Here is an 18,283-nt window from a genome sequence, read left to right as displayed (position 1 = left end):
TGTTCAGGCGACCGGGCGGGCCGCGCGTTCCACCAGGTTCCCCAGCTGTTCCCGCAGGGCCTGCGGCGTGTCGATGCGGTGGTCGGCGACGCTGGCGCCCTCGCCCACCTTGACCGCCACGCCCCCGAGGCGCTGCACCACGGCGAAGCCCACCTCGTCGGTCACGTCGTCGCCGATGAACACCGGCGTGCGGCCGGCAAAAGGCGCCTCGCGCAGGAAGTCCTCGATCGCGTGGCCCTTGCTCGCGCGGGCGGGCTTGGCCTCCACCACCATCTTGCCGTGCAGCAGGATCAGGCCCGGCGATTCGTCCACCGCGGCCTGCATGGCGGCCACGCAGGCGGCTTCGAGCTGCGGCGCAAGGCGGTAGTGCAGCGCCACGGCGCCGCGCTTGAGTTCCACCTGCAGGCCCTCGTGCTGCTGCGCGAGCTGGCGCGCCGCCGCTTCCACGCGGGCCGGCGGCTCGGCCTCCATGTCCACCCGGCTGCCGTCGGCGCGCCGACGCTCCACGCCGTGCACACCGGCCACGGGCAGGCGCTGCGGCGCGAGGAACTGGTCGAGCTGCTCGATGGGCCGGCCGCTCACCACGGCCACAGCGCCGCCCAGCCAATGCCCGAGCGCGTCGAGAAGCGGCGCCAGTCCCGCATCCACCTGCACCGCCTCCGGCCGCGGGGCGAGGTCCACCAGGGTGCCGTCGAAATCCAGGAAGAGGGCGCAGTTCGGGTTCAGGTACTCGGACAGATTCATTGCTCCCGAAGGTAACCCAAGCGCACGGCCGGGTCAGCCCCCGCCGCCCGCTTCGCCCTGTAGGAGCCGGCCGACAGCCGGGTTCGCCGTGCGCTTGCGCCTTCAGCGCGCGTACAGGCCGTCGAGGGAGCGGAAGCCCTTGATTTCGATGGGATTGCCGCAGGGGTCGCAGAAGAACATGGTGGACTGCTCGCCCGGCTCGCCCGGATAGCGCAGGTGCGGCTCGACGATGAAGGCCGTGCCCGCGTCGCGCAAGCGCTGCGCGAGCGCGTCCCAGTCGGGCTGCAGCAGCACCAGGCCGAAGTGCGGCATGGGCACCAGCCGGTCGCCCACGCGCCCGGTGAGGCTGGTGCGCAGGGGCTCGCCCAGGTGCAGCGAGAGCTGGTGGCCGAAGAAGTCGAAGTCCACCCAGGTGTCCGTGCTGCGCCCTTCGGTGCAGCCCAGCACGCCGCCATAGAAGCGGCGGGCCTGGTCGAGGTCGGTCACGTGGAAGGCGAAGTGGAAGAGGCTGCGCATGGGCGCCAGCTTAGCAAGCCGGCGACAATCGCCGTCTGCTTTGCCGATCGCGACCCCGCCATGCCGCCCCGCCGCCTGCACCTCCTCGCCCGCCTCGCGCTGGCCTGGCTGCTGCTCTGGGTCGCTGCAGCCTCCGCCGCACCCTGGCTGGGCGGAGGATCCGGCGAGTGGGTGTGCTCCGGCGGTAGCCTCAAATGGGTCGACGGCCAGCCCGATGCCACCCCGGGCGGCGGCCGGCCCATGCTGGAATGTCCGAGCTGCCTGGGCCTGGATGCGCCCGCGCCCCCGTGTGGCATCGCCCCGCCCGTCCAGGCCCCGCAGGCCAGCCGGCTCGCGCTTCCTGCCGGCGATGCACCACCGGCACCGCGTGCTGCAGCCCCCTTGCCGGCCCGCGGTCCGCCCGCGCACGCGAAGCACGCCTGATCCATCGCCATCCCGACGCTCGCGGCACCGGGGTCCAGGTCTCCACGCCGGAACACCGTCCCGCCCCGCCCGCGCCGTCCCATGTCCACCAAGCCTCAGTCATTCCCGATCATGAATACGTCACGTCAACGCACCCTCCTGCGCGGCCTCGCCTTCGCTTGTCTTCCCCTGGCGCTCGCCACGTTCGCGCAGGCCCAAGCTTCCTTGCAGGTTGAAGCCCCCTGGGCCCGCCTGAGCGTGCCGGGCCAGCAGGCCAGCGGCGCCTTCATGCGCCTCACGGCCGCCGAGCCGCTCAGCCTGGTGGGTGCGCGTTCGCCCGTGGCCGGGCGCGTCGAGGTGCACGAGATGAAGATGGACGGCGATGTCATGCGCATGCGGCCGCTGACCGCTTTGCCGCTGCCGGCGGGGCAGGCGGTCGAGCTGCGGCCCGGCGGCCTGCACCTGATGCTGCTGGACCTCAAGGCGCCCCTGCAGGCCGGAACGCTCGTGCCGCTCACGCTGCTGCTGCGCGACGCGCGCGGCGCCGAGCAGCAGCTTGCGCTGGACGTCCCGGTGAGCGCCCGCCCGCCCGGCGCGGCCGGCGGTGCGCGCGTGGCGCCGCCCGCCGATGCCCATGGTGGCCACGGCCACAAGCACTGAGGGCCTTCGTCCTCCAGGGCCGTGGGCCTCTGATAAGCTGGTTGGCCCACGGCCTGGAGGACTTCGATGAGCGACTCACAGAACTTCAGCGGCTTCGGCCAGTTCGTCCCGGGGTTCGACTTCCTGCAGAACCTCGCTAAGGGCGCCTCGGAAGCCATGCCGCAGATGCCCACCCTGTCCAGCTGGATCGCGCCCACGCTCAGCGTGGAGGAACTCGACAAGCGAATTTCCGAGCTGCGTGCCGTGCTCTTCTGGCTGGAGCAGAACCAGAAGGCGCTGGGCGCGACCATCCAGGCGCTGGAGGTGCAGAAGATGACCCTGGCCACGCTCAAGGGCATGGACCTGACCCTGGCCGACCTGGCCGAGGCGATGAAGGTCAAGCCCGCGCCCGCGTCGCCGGCGGCCCCCGCACCCACCGAAGCGGCAGCGGACGCTGCCGGGACGGAGAAGAAAGGCGCGACGCGCGCGGCGGGCGGTGCGAAATCCGAGCCGGCCCAGGTGGTCGATCCGGTGCAGTGGTGGACGGCGCTCACGCATCAGTTTCAGCAGATCGCCGCCAATGCGCTGCAGCAAGGCGCGCAAGCCGCCGCCGCGGCCGCGCCGGCAACGACGGGACAGCCACAGGGCCGCGCCGAGGGCAGTCCGGCCCCGGGCGAGGGACAGGGCGCCGTTGCGGCCAAGCCGCGCGCCCCGGCCGCGCGCAAGCGTGCGAGCACCCGCCCGCCCGGCAAGCGCAGCAAGCTCGCCTGAGGGCCGCGCCCGCATGAAGCTGTTCCCTTTCGGGCACGCCACGCATCCGCAGTGGCAGATGGCCGCCGGCCTGGTGCTGGCGCAGCTGCGCGCCCAGATGGCCCGCCCGGACTACGCGGGCGCGCCCACCCTGGGCCTTCTGTACATCACCGACCACTACGCCGGGCAGGCGCGGGACATCCTCGACCACCTCTCGGCCGAACTGCCCCTGGTCACCGACTGGACCGGCACCGTGGGCGTGGGCATCTGCGCGGGCAGCGCCGAGTACATCGACGAGCCGGCGCTCGCGGTCATGCTGTGCGCGGTGCCGCCGCACCAGTACCGGGTGTTCTCCGGCGTCGCACCGCTGGGGGCCGGCGAGGGCATGGGCTTCGAGGCGCATGCCGCCCTGGTGCATGCGGACGCGCAGACGCCGGAGCTGGCGGAACTGCTGGCCGAGATGGCGGGCCGCACCACCAGCGGCTACCTGTTCGGCGGCCTGGCCTCCAGCCGCGGCCCGGCGGTGCAGTTCGCCGTGGGCGGCAACGGCAACATGCGCGGCCAGGGCGCGGCCAGCGGCGTCTTCAGCGGCGGCCTCTCGGGCGTGGCCTTCGGCGAGGAGGTGGCGCTGGTCTCGCGCGTCACGCAGGGCTGCCAGCCGGTCACGGCGCAGCGGCGCATCTCCTCGGCCGAGGGCAACGTCATCCTGTCCTTGGACGGCGAACCCGCGCTGGACCTGCTGCTGCGCGAGCTGGGCCTGTCGCTGGACGAGCCGCAGGAAGCCATCGCCACCCTGCGCGCGACGCTGGTGGGCCTCACTTCCGCTGGCAGCCAGGCTGTCGACCGCACCGGCAGCTTCGGCACCGACGTGCGGGTGCGCCACATCATCGGCCTGGACCCGGGGCGGCGCGGCGTGGCCGTCGCCGACCAGGTCGAGGCCGGCATGCCCATGGCCTTCTGCCAGCGGCACGCCCGCGCGGCGCGGGCCGACCTCATGCGCGTGTGCGCCGAGATCCGCGAGGAGCTGGAGCCGCACGAGATGAGCCTGTCCACCGCCACCGCACTCGCCGCCGACGAGGCGCTGGCCGCACCCAGCCCGGCGCGCCGGATCGCCGGGGCCATCTATGTGAGCTGCGCCGGCCGGGGCGGCCCGCACTTCGGCGGCCCCAGCGCCGAACTGCAGATCGTGCGCCACGCCCTGGGCGACGTGCCGCTGGTGGGCTTCTTCGCCGGCGGGGAGATCGCGCGCCACCACCTCTATGGCTACACCGGCGTGCTGACGGTGTTCACCGCCTAGGCGTCGCCGGATGGAGTTCACCGACCTGCTTCTGTGGGTGCTCAGCGTGCTGCTGATCGGCGTGGGCATCGCCGGCACCGTGCTGCCGGCCCTGCCCGGCACGGTGCTGGTGCTGGCGGGCATCGTGGTCGGCGCCTGGATCGACGACTTCACCCGCGTGGGCTGGGTGGCGCTGGCGAGCGTCACCGTGCTGGCCATCGTGAGCGGGGTGGTGGACTATCTCTCCGGTGTGCTCGGGGCGCAGCGCGCGGGGGCCAGCCGCCTCGCGGTGATCGGCGCGGCCGTCGGCACGGTGGCCGGCATCTTCATGGGCTTCGTGGGCGTGCTGTTCATGCCGCTGGTGGGCGCGGCCGTGGGCGAGTGGCTGGCGCGGCGCGACCAGGTGAACGCCATGCGCATCGGCGTGGCCACCTGGGTGGGCCTGATGATCGGCATGGTCGCCAAGGTGGCCCTGGCCTTCGTCATGGTGGGCATCTTCGTCGTCGCGCTGCTGGTGTAGCAGCGGATCGCTTTTTCACACCCCGCGCCGACGGTCCTCGCGGAAGGCCTGCGCCCAGGCCGTGAACCGTCCGGCGTCCAGCGCCTCGCGGATCTGGCGCATGGTGTCCAGGTAGAAGTGCAGGTTGTGGATGCTCGCCAGCATGGGCGCGAGCATCTCGCCGCAGCGCTCCAGGTGGTGCAGGTAGGCGCGCGAGAAGCCGCCCGACACGGTGCCGTCGGCGTTGGTCACGCCGCGGCAGGTGTAGCAGCCGCAGGTCTCGTCCAGCGGGCGCTCGTCGCCGCGGTGGCGGGCGTTGCGGATCTTCAGGTCGCCAAAGCGCGTGAAGAGGTGGCCATTGCGGGCATTGCGGGTGGGCATCACGCAGTCGAACAGGTCCACCCCTTGGGCCACGCCCTCGACCAGGTCCTCGGGCGTGCCCACGCCCATGAGGTAGCGCGGCTTGTGCGCGGGCAGGCGCTGCGGGGTGTGCGCCATGATGCGCAGCATGTCTTCCTTGGGCTCGCCCACGCTCACGCCGCCAATGGCATAGCCGGGGAAGTCCATCTCCACCAGCGCCTCCAGCGACTCCTGCCGCAGGTGCTCGAACATGCCGCCCTGAACGATGCCGAAGAGGGCGTTGGGGTTTTCAAGCCGCTGGAACTCCGCCTGGCAGCGCAGCGCCCAGCGCCGGCTCAGCTCCATGGAAAAGCGCGCCTCGGCCTCGGTGGTGCGATGCCCCTTGGTCTCGTAGGGCGTGCACTCGTCGAACTGCATGACGATGTCGCTGTTCAGGATGCGCTGGATCTGCATGGAGATCTCGGGCGTGAGGAAGAGGCGGTCGCCGTTGACGGGCGAGGCGAACTTCACGCCTTCTTCGCTGATCCTGCGCATCTCGCCCAGGCTCCAGACCTGGAAGCCGCCCGAGTCGGTGAGGATGGGTTTGTTCCACTGCTCGAAGCGGTGCAGGCCGCCGAACTGCTGCAGCACGTCCAGGCCCGGGCGCATCCAGAGGTGGAAGGTGTTGCCCAGGATGATCTGCGCGCCCATCTCCTCGAGCGAGCGCGGCGTCACGCCCTTGACGGTGCCGTAGGTGCCCACGGGCATGAAGATGGGCGTCTGCACCACGCCGTGGTTCAGGGTGAGGCGGCCCCGGCGCGCGAGGCCTTCGGTGGCAAGGAGTTCGAACTGGAGCATGGTCAGGAGCTGGCCCGGGCCAGCAGCATGGCGTCGCCGTAACTGAAGAATCGGTAGCGCTGCGCGATGGCGTGCCGGTACAGCGCCATCACGGGCTCGTAGCCCGCGAAGGCGCTGATCAACATCATCAGCGTCGAGCGGGGCAGGTGGAAGTTGGTGAGCATGAGATCCACGAGGCGGAACTCGAAGCCCGGCGTGATGAAGATGTCCGTGTCGCCGCTGGCCGCGCCCGAGCGCGCCCAGGATTCGAGCGTGCGAACGGTGGTCGTGCCCACGGCGACGATGCGGCCGCCGCGCGCGCGGGCGCGGTCGATGGCCTGCTGCGTGGCTTCGGGCACTTCGTACCACTCGCTGTGCATGCGGTGCGCGGCGAGGTCCTCGGTCTTGACCGGCTGGAAGGTGCCCGCGCCCACGTGCAGCGTGACGGCGGCGCGCTCGATGCCGCGCGCGGCCAGCGCGCCCAGCACCGCGTCGTCGAAGTGCAGGGCGGCCGTGGGGGCGGCCACCGCGCCGGGGCGCCTTGCGAACACCGTCTGGTAGCGCGTCTCGTCCTCGGCGCTGTCGGCGTGCTCGATGTAGGGCGGCAGCGGCACATGCCCATGACGGGCCATGAGTGCGTGCGGCTCGTCGTCGAAGGCCAGGCGAAACAGCGGGCCGTCGTCGTCGGGCCAGCGCCCGAGCAGCGTGGCCGTGAAGCCGCCCTGCATGGAAAGCCGCGTGCCCACGGGCGGCTTCTTGCTCACCTTCATGTGCGCCACGACCTCGCGCTCGCCGATCACCCGCTCGACCAGCAGCTCCAGCTTGCCGCCGCTGGGTTTCTCGCCGAAGAGGCGGGCCTTGAGCACCTGCGTGTCGTTGAAGACCAGCAGATCGCCGGGGTCCAGCAGCGTGGGCAGCTCGCGGAAGATGCGATCGATGGGGTCGGGGCCGCGGCCGTCGAGCAGGCGCGAGGCGCTGCGTTCGGGGGCCGGGTGCTGGGCGATCAGCTCGGGCGGGAGCTCGAAATCGAAATCGGACGTGCTGAAGTGGCGCATCGCTTGAGGGTCGGACGGACCCGTGCCAAGGAAAAGGGAGGAAGGGCCGGAAGAGGCAGAATTCTCCCATGCCCGCCGCCGCGCCCGCCCAGGCGCCCCTGTCCGCCCCCCAGAAGGCCCTGGTCAAACTGGGCCTGGCGCGCGACATCGACCTGGCCCTGCACCTGCCGCTGCGCTGGGAGGACGAGACCCGCATCACCCGCCTGGCCGACGCGCGCGAAGGCGAGGTGGTGCAGGTGGAGGGCGTGGTCACCGACAACCAGGTCGCCTTCCGGCCGCGCCGGCAGCTGGTGGTGACCCTCGACGACGGCAGCGACACCTGCCAGCTGCGTTTCCTGCACTTCTACCCTTCGCAGCAGAAGGCGCTGGCGGTGGGCACACGCATCCGCGCGCGGGGCGAACTGCGCGGCGGCATGTTCGGCCTGCAGATGGTGCACCCGGCCACGCGGCCGGCAAGCGCCGAGTTGCCCGACACCCTCACCCCCGTCTATTCCACCGTTGCCGCATTGCCGCAGGCCTACCTGCGCAAGGCCGTGCAGTCGGGCCTGGTGCGCGCCGACCTGGGCGACACGCTGCCGCCGGGCGCGGCGCAGGCCATGGGGCTGGATTCGCGCTGGGGCCTGCGCGAATCGCTCCGGTTCCTGCACCATCCGCCGCCCGAGGCATCGGCTGCGGCGCTCGAAGACCGCAGCCACCCGGCCTGGCAGCGCCTGAAGGCCGAGGAGCTGCTGGCGCAGCAACTCTCGCAGCTGGCGAGCAAGCGCGAGCGCGATGCCCTGCGCGCGCCGCGCCTGCCCACGCGCGCGGGTGGGCTGCAGGAGCAGCTGCTCGCGGCCCTGCCCTTCGCACTCACCGGCGCGCAGCACCGCGTGGTGCAGGAGATCGCGCGCGACCTGGACCGCGAGGTGCCCATGCACCGCCTGCTGCAGGGCGACGTGGGTTCGGGCAAGACCGTGGTCGCGGCGCTGGCGGCCGCGATCGCCATCGAGGCCGGCTGGCAGTGCGCGCTCATGGCGCCCACCGAAATCCTCGCCGAGCAGCATTTCCGCAAGTTGATCGGCTGGCTGGAGCCTTTGCTCGCCGGGCGCGCACGGTCCGTCGCCTGGCTCACCGGCAGCCAGAAGAAGAAGGACCGTGCGCCCATGCTGGAGCAGGTGGCCAGTGGCCACGCGGCGCTGGTGGTGGGAACGCACGCCGTGATCCAGGAGCAGGTGCAGTTTCAGCGCCTGGCCCTGGCCATCATCGACGAGCAGCATCGCTTCGGGGTCGCGCAGCGCCTCGCCCTGCGAAGCAAGATGCAGGTGGCGGGGCAGGAGCCGCACCTGCTGATGATGTCGGCCACGCCCATCCCGCGCACGCTGGCCATGAGCTACTACGCCGACCTGGACGTCTCCACCATCGACGAGCTGCCGCCCGGCCGCACGCCCATCGTCACCAAGGTCATCGCCGCCAGCCGGCGCGAGCAGGTGATCGACCGCATCCGCCTGCAGCTGGCCGAAGGCCGGCAGGTGTACTGGGTATGCCCTCTCATCGAGGAGAGCGAGGCGCTGGACCTGGCCGACGCCACGGCCACGCACCAGCAACTGAGCGAGGCCCTGCCCGATGCCCTGGTGGGCCTGCTGCACTCGCGCATGCCGCCGGCCGAGAAGAAGGCGGTGATGGCCCTCTTCACCGGCGGGCAGATGGGCGTGCTCGTCTCCACCACCGTGATCGAGGTGGGCGTGGACGTGCCCAATGCCTCGCTCATGGTGATCGAGCACGCCGAGCGCTTCGGCCTGTCGCAACTGCACCAGCTGCGTGGCCGGGTGGGGCGGGGCGCGGCGGCATCCACCTGCGTTCTGCTCTACGCCCCCAACGAGAACGGCCGCCTGGGCGACACCGCGCGCGAACGCCTGAAGGCCATGGCCGAGACCGCCGACGGCTTCGAAATCGCCCGCCGCGACCTCGCCATCCGCGGCCCGGGCGAGTTCCTCGGCGCGCGCCAGTCCGGCGCGCCCCTGCTTCGCTTCGCGGACCTGGAAGCGGACCGCGACCTGCTCGAGGCCGCCCGCGAGCTCGCGCCGCGCATGCTCGATCGGCACCCCGAACTGGCCGAGCGGCATGTGCAGCGGTGGCTGGGGGGAAAATGGGAGTACCTGAAGGCCTGAGACCCCATGACCCTCACAGAACTCAAATACATCGTCGCCGTCGCCCGCGAGAAGCACTTCGGCAAGGCCGCCGAGGCCTGCTTCGTCTCGCAGCCGACGCTGTCGGTGGCGATCAAGAAGCTGGAGGAGGAGCTGGAGGTCAAGCTCTTCGAGCGCAGCGCCACCGAGGTGGCCGTCACGCCGCTGGGCGAGGAGATCGTGCGGCAGGCGCAGAGCGTGCTGGAGCAGGCCGCCGCCATCAAGGAGATCGCCAAGCGCGGCAAGGACCCGCTCGCCGGCCCGCTGCGCCTGGGCGTCATCTACACCATCGGCCCCTACCTGCTGCCCGACCTGGTGCGCCAGGCCATCGCCCGCACGCCGCAGATGCCGCTCATGCTGCAGGAGAACTTCACCGCGCGCCTGCTGGAGATGCTGCGCACCGGCGAGATCGACTGCGCCATCCTGGCCGAGCCCTTTCCAGACACCAACCTCGCCATCGCGCCGCTGTACGACGAGCCTTTCATGGCCGCCGTCCCCAGCACGCACGCGCTCGCCTCACGCAAGACCATCACCGCCCAGGAGCTCAAGGCCGAGACCATGCTGCTGCTCGGCACCGGCCATTGCTTTCGCGACCATGTGCTGGAGGTCTGCCCCGAGTTCGCGCGCTTTTCCAGCAATGCCGAAGGCATTCGCAAGAGCTTCGAGGGATCGTCCCTGGAGACCATCAAGCACATGGTGGCCGCCGGCATGGGGGTGACGCTGGTGCCGCGCCTGTCGGTGCCCAAGGAGGCGCTGGACGCCAAGCCGCGCCGGCGCAAGGAAGACGAGAGCTACGTGCGCTACATCCCCTTCGACGGGGCCGACCAGCCCACGCGACGCGTGGTGCTGGTCTGGCGGCGCAGCTTCACGCGCTACGAGGCCATCGCGGCGCTGCGCAATGCGGTCTATGCCTGCGAGCTGCCGGGGGTGACGCGGCTGTCGTGAGCGCAGGCGGTCGCGCCCGGCCGCCTCAGCGGCGCTCGTCCTTGTCGAGCGACGTCACATCGGCGCTCGTCGGCGCGGCCGCTTGCGCCGGCCGCGGTGCCCGTAGCGGTGCGAGCCAGTCGATCAGCTCCCGGACGTTGCGGGAGATCCCGTTCCAGATGGCCGGCTGGGTGAACAGCACGCTGCTGGTGTCCAGCTTGGCCTTCAGGTGCTCCAGGTCGCGCTGCAGCGCCTCGGCCAGGTGCTGGCGTTGTTCCCCTTCGGCCGAGGTGACGAGTGCGCGGCGCGCGTTGAACGCGCCGGTGTACATGCCGACCACGTGGCGCGCGATGTCGATCACCATCTCGCGGTCGGCTCCCACCTCATCGGGCTTCAGGCCGATGAGGGCCGACTGGGCGCCAAGCCGCACCATGTCCAGCTGTTCCAGGGTCAGCAGGCCGGCCTCGGCCAGGGTGTCCGCCACCTCGTAGAGGCGACCATCGCGGCCGTCCAGGCGCGTGGCGGCGGACCAGCAGGCGTCGGCGAAAACCGGGGTGCGCCACTGCGGAACCTGTATCCATCGGGGCAAGAGCCGGAACAGGTCTTCCCCGGCGGATGTGCGCTCGCAGGCAAGGTGCGCTGCGCCTCCGCTTCGGTTCCACTGTCGGCCGGGGCTGCCGCCGCCCGCTTCGCTACCATCGCCCCATGTCCCGCCCGCACACGCCCGACCCATCGGATTCCCTGCGCGGGCGGTCGCCTGCCGGGGCCCTGCGCGAACGCCTCGCCCTCTGGCTCGACCTGATCCGCTTCAACCGCCCGGCCGGCTGGCTGCTGCTGCTGTGGCCGGGGCTGTGGGCGCTGTGGATCGCGGCCGAGGGCTTTCCCGGCTGGCACCTGCTGGCCGTCTTCGTGGGCGGCACCTTCCTCATGCGCAGCGCCGGCTGCTGCGTGAACGACGTGGCCGACCGCGACTTCGACAGGCACGTCAAGCGCACCGCGCAGCGGCCCGTGACCACCGGGCGCATCTCCGTGCGCGAGGCGCTGGGGGTGGGCGCGGCACTGGCGCTCGCGGCCTTCGCGCTGGTGCTGACCACCAACCGGGTGGCCGTGGCCTGGTCCTTCGCGGCGCTGGCGGTCACGCTGGTGTATCCGCTGGCCAAGCGCGTGGTGTCCATGCCGCAGGCGGTGCTGGGCATCGCCTTCAGCTTCGGCATCCCCATGGCCTTCGCGGCCGTGCAGGCGCAGGTGCCGCTTGTGGCCTGGGTGCTGCTCCTGGGCAACCTGTTCTGGGTGCTGGCCTACGACACCGAGTACGCCATGGTCGATCGCGACGACGACCTGCGCATCGGCATCAAGACCTCGGCCATCACGCTGGGCCGCGCCGACGTGGCGGTGGTGATGGCCTGCTACGCGGCGGCGCTGGCCGTGTGGGCGCTGGTGCTTGCCGGCCGCATTCCGCTGGTCGTGGTGGCGCTCACGGTGGGGGCCGCCGGGGCTCAGGCAGCCTGGCACTACACGCTGATCCGGGACCGCTCGCGGGACGGGTGCTTTCGCGCCTTCCGCCTGAACCACTGGTTCGGCGCGACGCTCTTTGCCGGCACCGTGGCGGGCTACCTGCTGCGCGGCTGAAACGGAGCGGCCTCAGCGGCCGAATTCCTCGCCCAGTTCCTGCGCGCGCCGCTCGGCCGCGTGCAGCGCTTTCTGGAACGCGGCCTTCACCCCGTCCTGCTCCAGCGACGTGAGTGCCGCGTAGGTGGTGCCGCCCTTGGAGGTGACGCGCTCGCGCAGCAGGGCGAGCGGCTCTTCGGACTGCCGCGCCAGCTCGGCACCGCCCGCGAAGGTGCCCACGGCCAGGCGCCGCGCCTGCGCTTCGTCCAGGCCCATGTCGAGGCCGGCTGCGACCATGGCTTCGAGAAAGTAGAAGACGTAGGCCGGGCCCGAACCGGACAAAGCCGTGACCGCGTCGAGCTGCGACTCGTGCTCCACCCAAAGGTGCTCGCCCGTGGTGGCGATCACGCGCTCCACGCGGGCGCGGTCCTCCCCGCTCACGCCGGGCCGTGCGTACAGGCCGGTCATGCCGCGCCCGACCAGGGCCGGCGTGTTGGGCATGGCGCGCACGATGCGCTCGGTGCCCAGCCAGCGGGCCATGCTGTCGGAGCGGATGCCGGCGGCCACGCTCAGGTGCAGCGCGCCCGCGCAGTGCGGTGCGGCCGCCGCAGCGGCCTCGGCGAAGGTCTGCGGCTTGACGGCCCAGACCACCAGCGCGGCGCCGGACAGGGCCTGCGCGGGCTGCTCGCTGGCCTCGACGCCGAAATGCTGACGCAGCCGCTCGCGCGCGCCCTCGAAGGGCTCCATCACGGCGATGTCGCCGGCCGCATGGCCCTGCTTCAGGAGGCCGCCGATGATGGCGCTGGCCATGTTGCCGCCGCCGACGAATGCAATGCGAGAAGCGCTGGAGTTCATGGCGCGATTGTCGCCGCGTGTCTCATTCGCTCGGCGGCGGCGCGGTGCTGCCCCGGTGCACCAGCTCCACGGGAAAGGCCTGGAAGGTCTCGCAGGGCAGGCCCTCCAGCCGGGCGACCAGCTGGTCGGCGGCGGCCCGCCCGATCTCGGTGATGGGCGTGGCCACGCTGGTCAGGCCCGGGGTCTGCGTGGCGCCCAGGTCGGTGTTGTCCACGCCGGTGATGGACAGGTCCTGCGGGATCCGCACGCCCGTCTTGCGGCAGGCGATCATCGCGCCGACCGCGAAGACGTCGTTGGTGGCGACCACGGCGGTGGGCCGCTCGGGCGCCGCCAGCAGCTGCTGCATGGCCGCCTCGGCGGCGGCCAGGGAGATCGGCGCGTAAGCGATGTGCCGCGGATCGAGCGTGAGCCCTGCCTCGGCCAGCCCGGCGCGCAGGCCCTCGCCGCGGGCGCGGGCGCGGTCGTTGCCCTCGGGCGGTGCGCTGAGCAGGCCGATGCGGCGGTGGCCGAGGCCGACCAGGTGGCGCGTGACGGCCAGCGTGGCGGCGCGGTTGTCGAAGCCGATGCTGGGATGGCGCTGGGCGCCGTCCACGCCCCAGGTGAGCACATAGGGCCGGCCGTAGTCCTGCAGCAGCGAGAAGAGGCGCTGTTCATGGTCCAGCCCCACCAGCACGAAGGCGTCGACACCGTGCTCCACCAGCTGGCCCGCGATGCGGGTCTCGGCGGCCAGCTCGTAGTGGTGCTCGGCCAGCACCAGCGCGTAGCCGCGCTCGTCCAGCCGCTGCTGCAAGGCGCTGGTGGTGCGCGCATAGAGCGCGTAGTCGAAGGACGGGACGATGGCTCCGACCATCTTGCTGCGGTGGCTGCGCAGCGTGCGCGCCGCGCCGTGCGGCACGTAACGCAGCTTGGCGGCCGCTTCCAGCACGCGCTCGCGGGTGGCCGGGTCCACCTGCTGCGAGCGGTTCAGCACGCGCGAGACCGTGGCCGTGGACACGCCCGCCAGCCGCGCCACGTCCTTGGCGCCGGAGCGGCCCTTGGTCGGCGGCAGGCTGGTGGGCTCGGGGGTCGCCATGGCGGCTCGGATGCTCCTGTAATCGGTTGCACGGAACCGGCAATGCCGATCCGCATGCGAGGCAATGTAACCGATGCGAAAGCACGCGCGCCGCAAGCGCTGGCAGAGGGAAATCCCTGAGAAAAGCGGGCTGACGCCGGCGCGCGGCCTGACTAGACTGAGGGTCGTGTAATCGATTGCATGGCATGTCGCCACGCCCCCCGCGTGCGAGCGCACGCATCCACACCAGGAGACAAGGCATGACCCAGGACGCGCACCCGGATACCGGCGCCACTTCCTCCGAGACCCCCTCCGCGACCCGTCGTCGCTTCATGGGCCAGGCGGCCGCGGCTGGCGCCGCGCTCGCCGGCACCGGCTGGATGGGCGGCGCTTTCGCCCAGGGGCAGGACGACCTGGCGCCGTACCGCAGCGCCAAGATCAACTGGCGCCAGGCCGAGGGTGAGCAGATCTCCGTGGCGGTCATCCCGGCCAGCTACTTCGAGAACCTGTTGACCTTGCTGCCGCAGTTCGAGGCGCTCACGGGCGTGAAGGTGCGCGCGGAGAAGGTGCCGCCGGGGCAGATCCGCCAGAAGGCCATGCTGGACCTGTCGTCCAAGACCGCCACCTACGGCACGCACGCGGCCGACCCCATGTACTACCCGCTGTACGTGGCCAACAAGTGGGTCGAGCCGCTGGACAAGTACCTGAACGACGCCACGCTCACGGACCCCGCCTGGTTCAAGTACGAGGACATCATCAAGGCCTGGCGCGAGGCCGACTCCGTGGACGGCAAGCCCTACGGCATCCCCTACGACGGCGAGGTGACGGTGCAGGTCTATCGCAAGGACCTCTACGACGCCAAGGGCCTCAAGCCCGCCGAGACCTACGAGCAACTGCTGTCCAACGCCAAGGCGGTGCACGACCCGGCCAACCGCACCTACGGCCTGGCGCTGCGCGGCTTCGCCGGCGCGGGGCAGAACATGTACATCTACCCGTCCATCCTGGGCGGCTTCGGTGGCGACTGGTTCCAGAACAAGCAGCTGGTGGTCAACAGCCCCGCGCACGTGAAGGCGCTGGAGTGGTACGTCAACGCCCTGACGCAGTACGCGCCGCCCGCGGTGCGCAACTGGAACTGGCCGGATATCGCCGACGCGTTCTCGCAGGGCACGGTGGCCACTTACATCGACGCGCATTCCTCGGCGGCCGTCATCACCAACCCCGAGAAGTCCAAGGTGGTGGGCAAGGTGGCCTACGCCCGCTGGCCCGCGGGGCCGAGCGGCCAGCGCGTGACCTCCATCTGGAACTGGGGCTTTCCCATCAACGCCGCGCTCTCGGACAAGGCCAAGCGCGCCACCTGGCTCTTCATCTCCTGGGCCGCCTCGCCCGAGACGCAGGCGCGCACCTCCTGGAAGTTCGACGGCCCGGCCAAGCGCTCCGGCCTGAACCGCATGGCGCTGTGGAAGTCGCCCGAGTTCGCGGCCGCCATGAAGAACGCGGGGGACAACTTCATTCCCGCCGCGCTGGCGTCGCTGGAGCAGGACACGAGTGTCGAGTGGCGCCCGCGCGTGCCGCAGTGGCCCGCCATCGGCGAGACCATGGCCACGGCCATCCAGTCGGCACTGGTGGGGCAGAAGAAGCCGAAGGAAGCGCTGGACGAGGCCCAGGCCCGCATCACGGCGATCATGAAGTCTTGATCCCCCCCGAAGCGCCTTCGGCGCCTCCCCCCAGGGGGGCGCCACCAGCGGCCCGGCAAAGCCGGTTCCGCGGTGGCCCCCGGTTTCGTCATCCGCACTCGAGCCGCGCGGCCAATTCAAGCATCGTGGAGACCTGAGATGAGAGCTACGCGCTCCCTGCCCGCGGGCGTGGGAACGCTCGCACGGCAGGAGCGGCGCTTCGCGCTGGCCCTGTTCGCGCCCGCGTTCCTGCTGCTGCTGATCACGACGACGGCTCCCCTGGTTTACCTGGGCTGGAACAGCCTGCACCGGATCGACATGAGCATGCCCTGGCTCTCGGGCTTCGCGGGCCTGGAGAACTACACCCGCATGGGCGAGGACCCGCGGTTCTGGAACTCGCTGTGGCTCACGGTGGTGTACACGGCCTCCACCGTGGTGCTGCAGGTGCTGATCGGCCTGTCGCTGGCCCTGCTGGTGCTGCAGATCCCCAAGGGTCAGGGGCTGCTGCGCGTCGCGGCGATCCTGCCCATCGTGCTGGCACCGGTGGTGGTGGGCCTGTTCTGGCGCACCCTGGTGCTGGCACCGGACGTGGGCCTGGTGGACGTGGTCACGCGCGCCCTCGGCCTGGGCAGCCACAACTGGCTGGGGGATCCGCAGCTCGCGCTCATCTCGGTCATCGCCATCCACACCTGGCAGTGGACGCCCTTCGCCTTCCTCGTGCTGCTGGCGACACTGGCCACGCTGCCGCCCGACGTGTACGAAGCCGCGCGCCTGGACCGCGCCAGCGCCTGGCAGCGCTTTCGCTACATCACCCTGCCCCTCATCCGCCCGGCGGTGGTGATGGTGGTGATCCTGCGCACCATGACCGCGCTGTCGGCCTTCGCCGCCATCTTCGCGGCCACGGGCGGCGGGCCGGGCACGTCCACCGAGATCCTGAACCTCTACGCCTACCGCACCTCCTTCACCGTGCTGAACATCGGCTACGGCTCGGCGCTCGCGGTGGTGCTCATGGCCATCACCCTGGCCGTCTCCTGGCTGCTGTTCAAGCGGCGCAAGGGCTACGCATGACACGCAGTCTCACCCGGCAGGGCATGCTGTACCTGGTGGCCGGCCTGCTGGTCTCGGTCTGGGTCTTCCCGGTGCTGTGGGCCCTGCTCACCTCCTTCAAGACCGAGCGCGACGTGCTGGCCTACCCGCCCACGGTCATCTTCATGCCCACGCTGGACAACTACCGCGAGGTGCTGTTCGGCGCCTCGTCCATCGTGCCCAACCTGTGGTCCAGCCTGGTGGTGAGCGTGTCGGCCACGGTGCTCACCATGCTTTTCGCCGTGCCGGCCGCCTATGCGCTGGCGCGCCTGCGCTACCCGGCCAAGCGCGCCAGCGGCTTCTACGTGCTGGCCACGCAGATGCTGCCGCCGGTGGGGCTCATCATTCCCTACTACCTGGTGCTGCAGCGCATCGGCGGACTGGACACCTACAGCGGCATGGTGGCCATCTACCTCACCTTCTCGCTGCCCTTCGCGATCTGGCTGATGGTGTCCTACTTCGAGGACGTGCCCTACGAGATGGAGGAGGCCGGCTTGCTGGACCGGGCGGGGCGCCTGCGCACGCTCTGGTACGTGATCCTGCCGCAGGTGCGCGGGGGCATCGCGGTCACCACCGTCTTCGTCTTCCTCAACGCCTGGAACGAGTTCCTGTTCGCCGTGGTGCTGGCAGGCAACACCGTGCGGCCGGTGACGGTGGCCATGTTCAATTTCATTTCGCTGGAGCAGACCCAGTGGGCGCGCCTGGCGGCCGGGGCCATGGTGGCCATGGCGCCGGTGATCGTCGTGGGCCTGCTGGCCCAGCGGCACATCGTCAAGGGGCTCACGGTGGGTGCGGTCAAGGGGGGAGGACGTCGATGAAGGGCAATGCGCAACTGCGCGGGATCGTGAAGCGGCACGGGGACACCACCGTGCTGCACGGGGTGGACCTGGAGATCGGGGCGGGCGAGTTCTTCGTGCTGCTGGGCCCCTCGGGCTCGGGCAAGACCACCACGCTGCGCATCCTGGCCGGCCTGGAGCCGGTGAGCGAGGGTCAGGTGCTCATCGACGGCGAGGACGTCACCCACGCCGAGCCCGGCGCGCGCGACGTGGCCATGGTGTTCCAGAGCTACGCGCTCTACCCGCACATGACGGTGGCCGAGAACATCGGCTTTCCGCTGCGCATGGTCGGCACCGACAAGGCCACGCTGGCGCAGGCGGTGCAGGACGCCGCCGCGCGCGTGAGCATCGGCCACCTGCTGCAGCGCCGTCCGGGGCAGCTCTCGGGCGGCCAGCAGCAGCGCGTGGCGCTGGCGCGGGCCATCGTGCGCCAGCCGCGCCTGTTCCTGCTGGACGAGCCCCTGTCCAACCTGGACGCCAAGCTGCGCCTGGAGACGCGGCTGGAACTGAAGCAACTGCAGCGGTCCCTGGGCGTGACCACGGTGTACGTGACGCACGACCAGGAGGAGGCCATGACCCTGGCCGACCGCGTGGCCGTGTTCATGGACGGGCGCATCGTGCAGATCGCCACGCCGCGCGAGATCTTCCGCCGCCCCGCGCAGGTGGCCGTGGCCGGCTTCATCGGCACGCCCCCCATGAACCTGCTGCCCGCCACCTGGAGCGGCGACCGCGTGCTGCTGGAGGGCGTGTCGCATCGCGTGGCCCACACCGCCCCGCAGGACCGCGAGGTGGTGCTGGGCGTGCGTCCCGGCGAGATGCGCGCCGGCACCGAGGGCAGCCCGGCGCGGGTGGAGTACGTCGAGGAACTGGGCGACCACTGCATCCTGGACCTGAAGGCCGGCGGCCAGCGCATCAAGCTCAAGGCCGACACGCAGGCCGCACTCGCCGAGGGCGAGCAGACGTTCCTCAGCTTCGAGCCGGGCAGCGTGCACCTATTCGACCGCGCGAGCGGCCAGCGACTGAACTGA

The 18,283-nt window shown here is 71.3% G+C and carries 19 protein-coding genes; 12 read left to right on the top strand and 7 right to left on the bottom strand.

Translation table 11 applies throughout. The features are described 5' to 3' along the window. Positions 1 to 3: 3 nt before the first annotated feature. Complete coding sequence (otsB, locus tag EZ242_RS15360; RefSeq protein ID WP_135286065.1) at positions 4 to 744, bottom strand: trehalose-phosphatase; 741 nt, start codon at positions 742 to 744, stop codon at positions 4 to 6. A gap of 102 nt (positions 745 to 846) precedes the next feature. After that, positions 847 to 1,260 carry a VOC family protein gene (locus EZ242_RS15355; protein ID WP_135286064.1) on the bottom strand — a complete coding sequence of 138 codons (414 nt, stop codon included), beginning with the start codon at positions 1,258 to 1,260 and terminating at the stop codon, positions 847 to 849. A gap of 60 nt (positions 1,261 to 1,320) precedes the next feature. Here EZ242_RS15355 and EZ242_RS15350 point away from each other — a divergent pair, with 60 nt between their 5' ends. The 5 genes from EZ242_RS15350 to EZ242_RS15330 all read left to right on the top strand — a co-directional run bounded on the left by EZ242_RS15350 (position 1,321) and on the right by EZ242_RS15330 (position 4,847). After that, positions 1,321 to 1,683, top strand: a complete 363-nt coding sequence (locus EZ242_RS15350; protein ID WP_135286063.1) for a DUF2946 domain-containing protein — start codon at positions 1,321 to 1,323, stop codon at positions 1,681 to 1,683. A gap of 111 nt (positions 1,684 to 1,794) precedes the next feature. Further along, the gene (locus EZ242_RS15345; RefSeq protein WP_135286062.1) at positions 1,795 to 2,322 is read left to right on the top strand and encodes a copper chaperone PCu(A)C; all 528 of its coding nucleotides are present in this window, start codon (positions 1,795 to 1,797) and stop codon (positions 2,320 to 2,322) included. Between the two features lie 66 nt (positions 2,323 to 2,388). After that, entirely contained in the window at positions 2,389 to 3,072 is a 684-nt protein-coding gene (locus EZ242_RS15340) for a PhaM family polyhydroxyalkanoate granule multifunctional regulatory protein (RefSeq protein ID WP_135286061.1), read from the top strand. 13 nt (positions 3,073 to 3,085) lie between these two features. Beyond that, on the top strand, positions 3,086 to 4,348 hold the full coding sequence (locus EZ242_RS15335; protein ID WP_135286060.1) for an FIST signal transduction protein: 1,263 nt from the start codon (positions 3,086 to 3,088) through the stop codon (positions 4,346 to 4,348). A gap of 10 nt (positions 4,349 to 4,358) precedes the next feature. Further along, positions 4,359 to 4,847: a DUF456 domain-containing protein gene (locus tag EZ242_RS15330; protein ID WP_135286059.1), complete on the top strand. Its 489-nt coding sequence runs from the start codon at positions 4,359 to 4,361 to the stop codon at positions 4,845 to 4,847. A gap of 15 nt (positions 4,848 to 4,862) precedes the next feature. Here the strand turns inward: EZ242_RS15330 and tgt are convergent, their stop codons facing one another. Together tgt and queA are read right to left on the bottom strand one after the other, a co-directional pair. Continuing rightward, positions 4,863 to 6,023 carry a tRNA guanosine(34) transglycosylase Tgt gene (gene tgt, locus EZ242_RS15325; protein ID WP_135286058.1) on the bottom strand — a complete coding sequence of 387 codons (1,161 nt, stop codon included), beginning with the start codon at positions 6,021 to 6,023 and terminating at the stop codon, positions 4,863 to 4,865. 2 nt (positions 6,024 to 6,025) lie between these two features. Next, entirely contained in the window at positions 6,026 to 7,057 is a 1,032-nt protein-coding gene (gene queA, locus EZ242_RS15320) for a tRNA preQ1(34) S-adenosylmethionine ribosyltransferase-isomerase QueA (RefSeq protein WP_135286057.1), read from the bottom strand. Between the two features lie 68 nt (positions 7,058 to 7,125). Here queA and recG point away from each other — a divergent pair, with 68 nt between their 5' ends. Then, entirely contained in the window at positions 7,126 to 9,204 is a 2,079-nt protein-coding gene (gene recG, locus EZ242_RS15315; RefSeq protein ID WP_135286056.1) for an ATP-dependent DNA helicase RecG, read from the top strand. Positions 9,205 to 9,210: 6 nt separating this feature from the next. Then, positions 9,211 to 10,167 carry a LysR substrate-binding domain-containing protein gene (locus EZ242_RS15310; RefSeq protein ID WP_135286055.1) on the top strand — a complete coding sequence of 319 codons (957 nt, stop codon included), beginning with the start codon at positions 9,211 to 9,213 and terminating at the stop codon, positions 10,165 to 10,167. Positions 10,168 to 10,192: 25 nt separating this feature from the next. Here the strand turns inward: EZ242_RS15310 and EZ242_RS15305 are convergent, their stop codons facing one another. Further along, positions 10,193 to 10,735: a hypothetical protein gene (locus EZ242_RS15305; RefSeq protein WP_135286054.1), complete on the bottom strand. Its 543-nt coding sequence runs from the start codon at positions 10,733 to 10,735 to the stop codon at positions 10,193 to 10,195. Positions 10,736 to 10,851: 116 nt separating this feature from the next. Here EZ242_RS15305 and ubiA point away from each other — a divergent pair, with 116 nt between their 5' ends. Further along, positions 10,852 to 11,775, top strand: coding sequence for a 4-hydroxybenzoate octaprenyltransferase (gene ubiA, locus EZ242_RS15300; protein ID WP_135286053.1), 924 nt, complete (start codon positions 10,852 to 10,854; stop codon positions 11,773 to 11,775). A 12-nt stretch (positions 11,776 to 11,787) separates the two neighbouring features. Here ubiA and proC read toward each other — a convergent pair whose 3' ends face one another. Both proC and EZ242_RS15290 read right to left on the bottom strand, forming a co-directional pair. Continuing rightward, a complete protein-coding gene (proC, locus tag EZ242_RS15295) occupies positions 11,788 to 12,609 on the bottom strand; it encodes a pyrroline-5-carboxylate reductase (RefSeq protein WP_135286052.1) in 822 nt (273 codons plus the stop codon). A 22-nt stretch (positions 12,610 to 12,631) separates the two neighbouring features. After that, positions 12,632 to 13,681 carry a LacI family DNA-binding transcriptional regulator gene (locus tag EZ242_RS15290; RefSeq protein WP_135286051.1) on the bottom strand — a complete coding sequence of 350 codons (1,050 nt, stop codon included), beginning with the start codon at positions 13,679 to 13,681 and terminating at the stop codon, positions 12,632 to 12,634. Positions 13,682 to 13,920: 239 nt separating this feature from the next. Between EZ242_RS15290 and EZ242_RS15285 the strand changes: the two genes are divergently transcribed. The 4 genes from EZ242_RS15285 (at position 13,921) to EZ242_RS22545 (ending at position 18,283) form a co-directional block, all read left to right on the top strand. Continuing rightward, a complete protein-coding gene (locus EZ242_RS15285) occupies positions 13,921 to 15,354 on the top strand; it encodes an ABC transporter substrate-binding protein (protein ID WP_167784812.1) in 1,434 nt (477 codons plus the stop codon). A gap of 138 nt (positions 15,355 to 15,492) precedes the next feature. Then, positions 15,493 to 16,401, top strand: coding sequence for a carbohydrate ABC transporter permease (locus EZ242_RS15280; protein WP_135286049.1), 909 nt, complete (start codon positions 15,493 to 15,495; stop codon positions 16,399 to 16,401). Further along, positions 16,398 to 17,237 (top strand): carbohydrate ABC transporter permease, encoded by an 840-nt coding sequence (locus EZ242_RS15275; protein WP_135286048.1) that lies wholly within the window; start codon positions 16,398 to 16,400, stop codon positions 17,235 to 17,237. The genes EZ242_RS15280 and EZ242_RS15275 overlap by 4 nt, the downstream gene beginning before the upstream one ends. Further along, on the top strand, positions 17,234 to 18,283 hold the full coding sequence (locus tag EZ242_RS22545; protein WP_135286047.1) for an ABC transporter ATP-binding protein: 1,050 nt from the start codon (positions 17,234 to 17,236) through the stop codon (positions 18,281 to 18,283). The genes EZ242_RS15275 and EZ242_RS22545 overlap by 4 nt, the downstream gene beginning before the upstream one ends.

It is taken from the genome of Ramlibacter rhizophilus, assembly GCF_004681965.1.
GTDB lineage: Bacteria > Pseudomonadota > Gammaproteobacteria > Burkholderiales > Burkholderiaceae_C > Ramlibacter > Ramlibacter rhizophilus.
The sequence above is the reverse complement of the archived record's forward strand: the minus strand, read 5'-3'. Positions and strand labels throughout refer to the sequence as shown.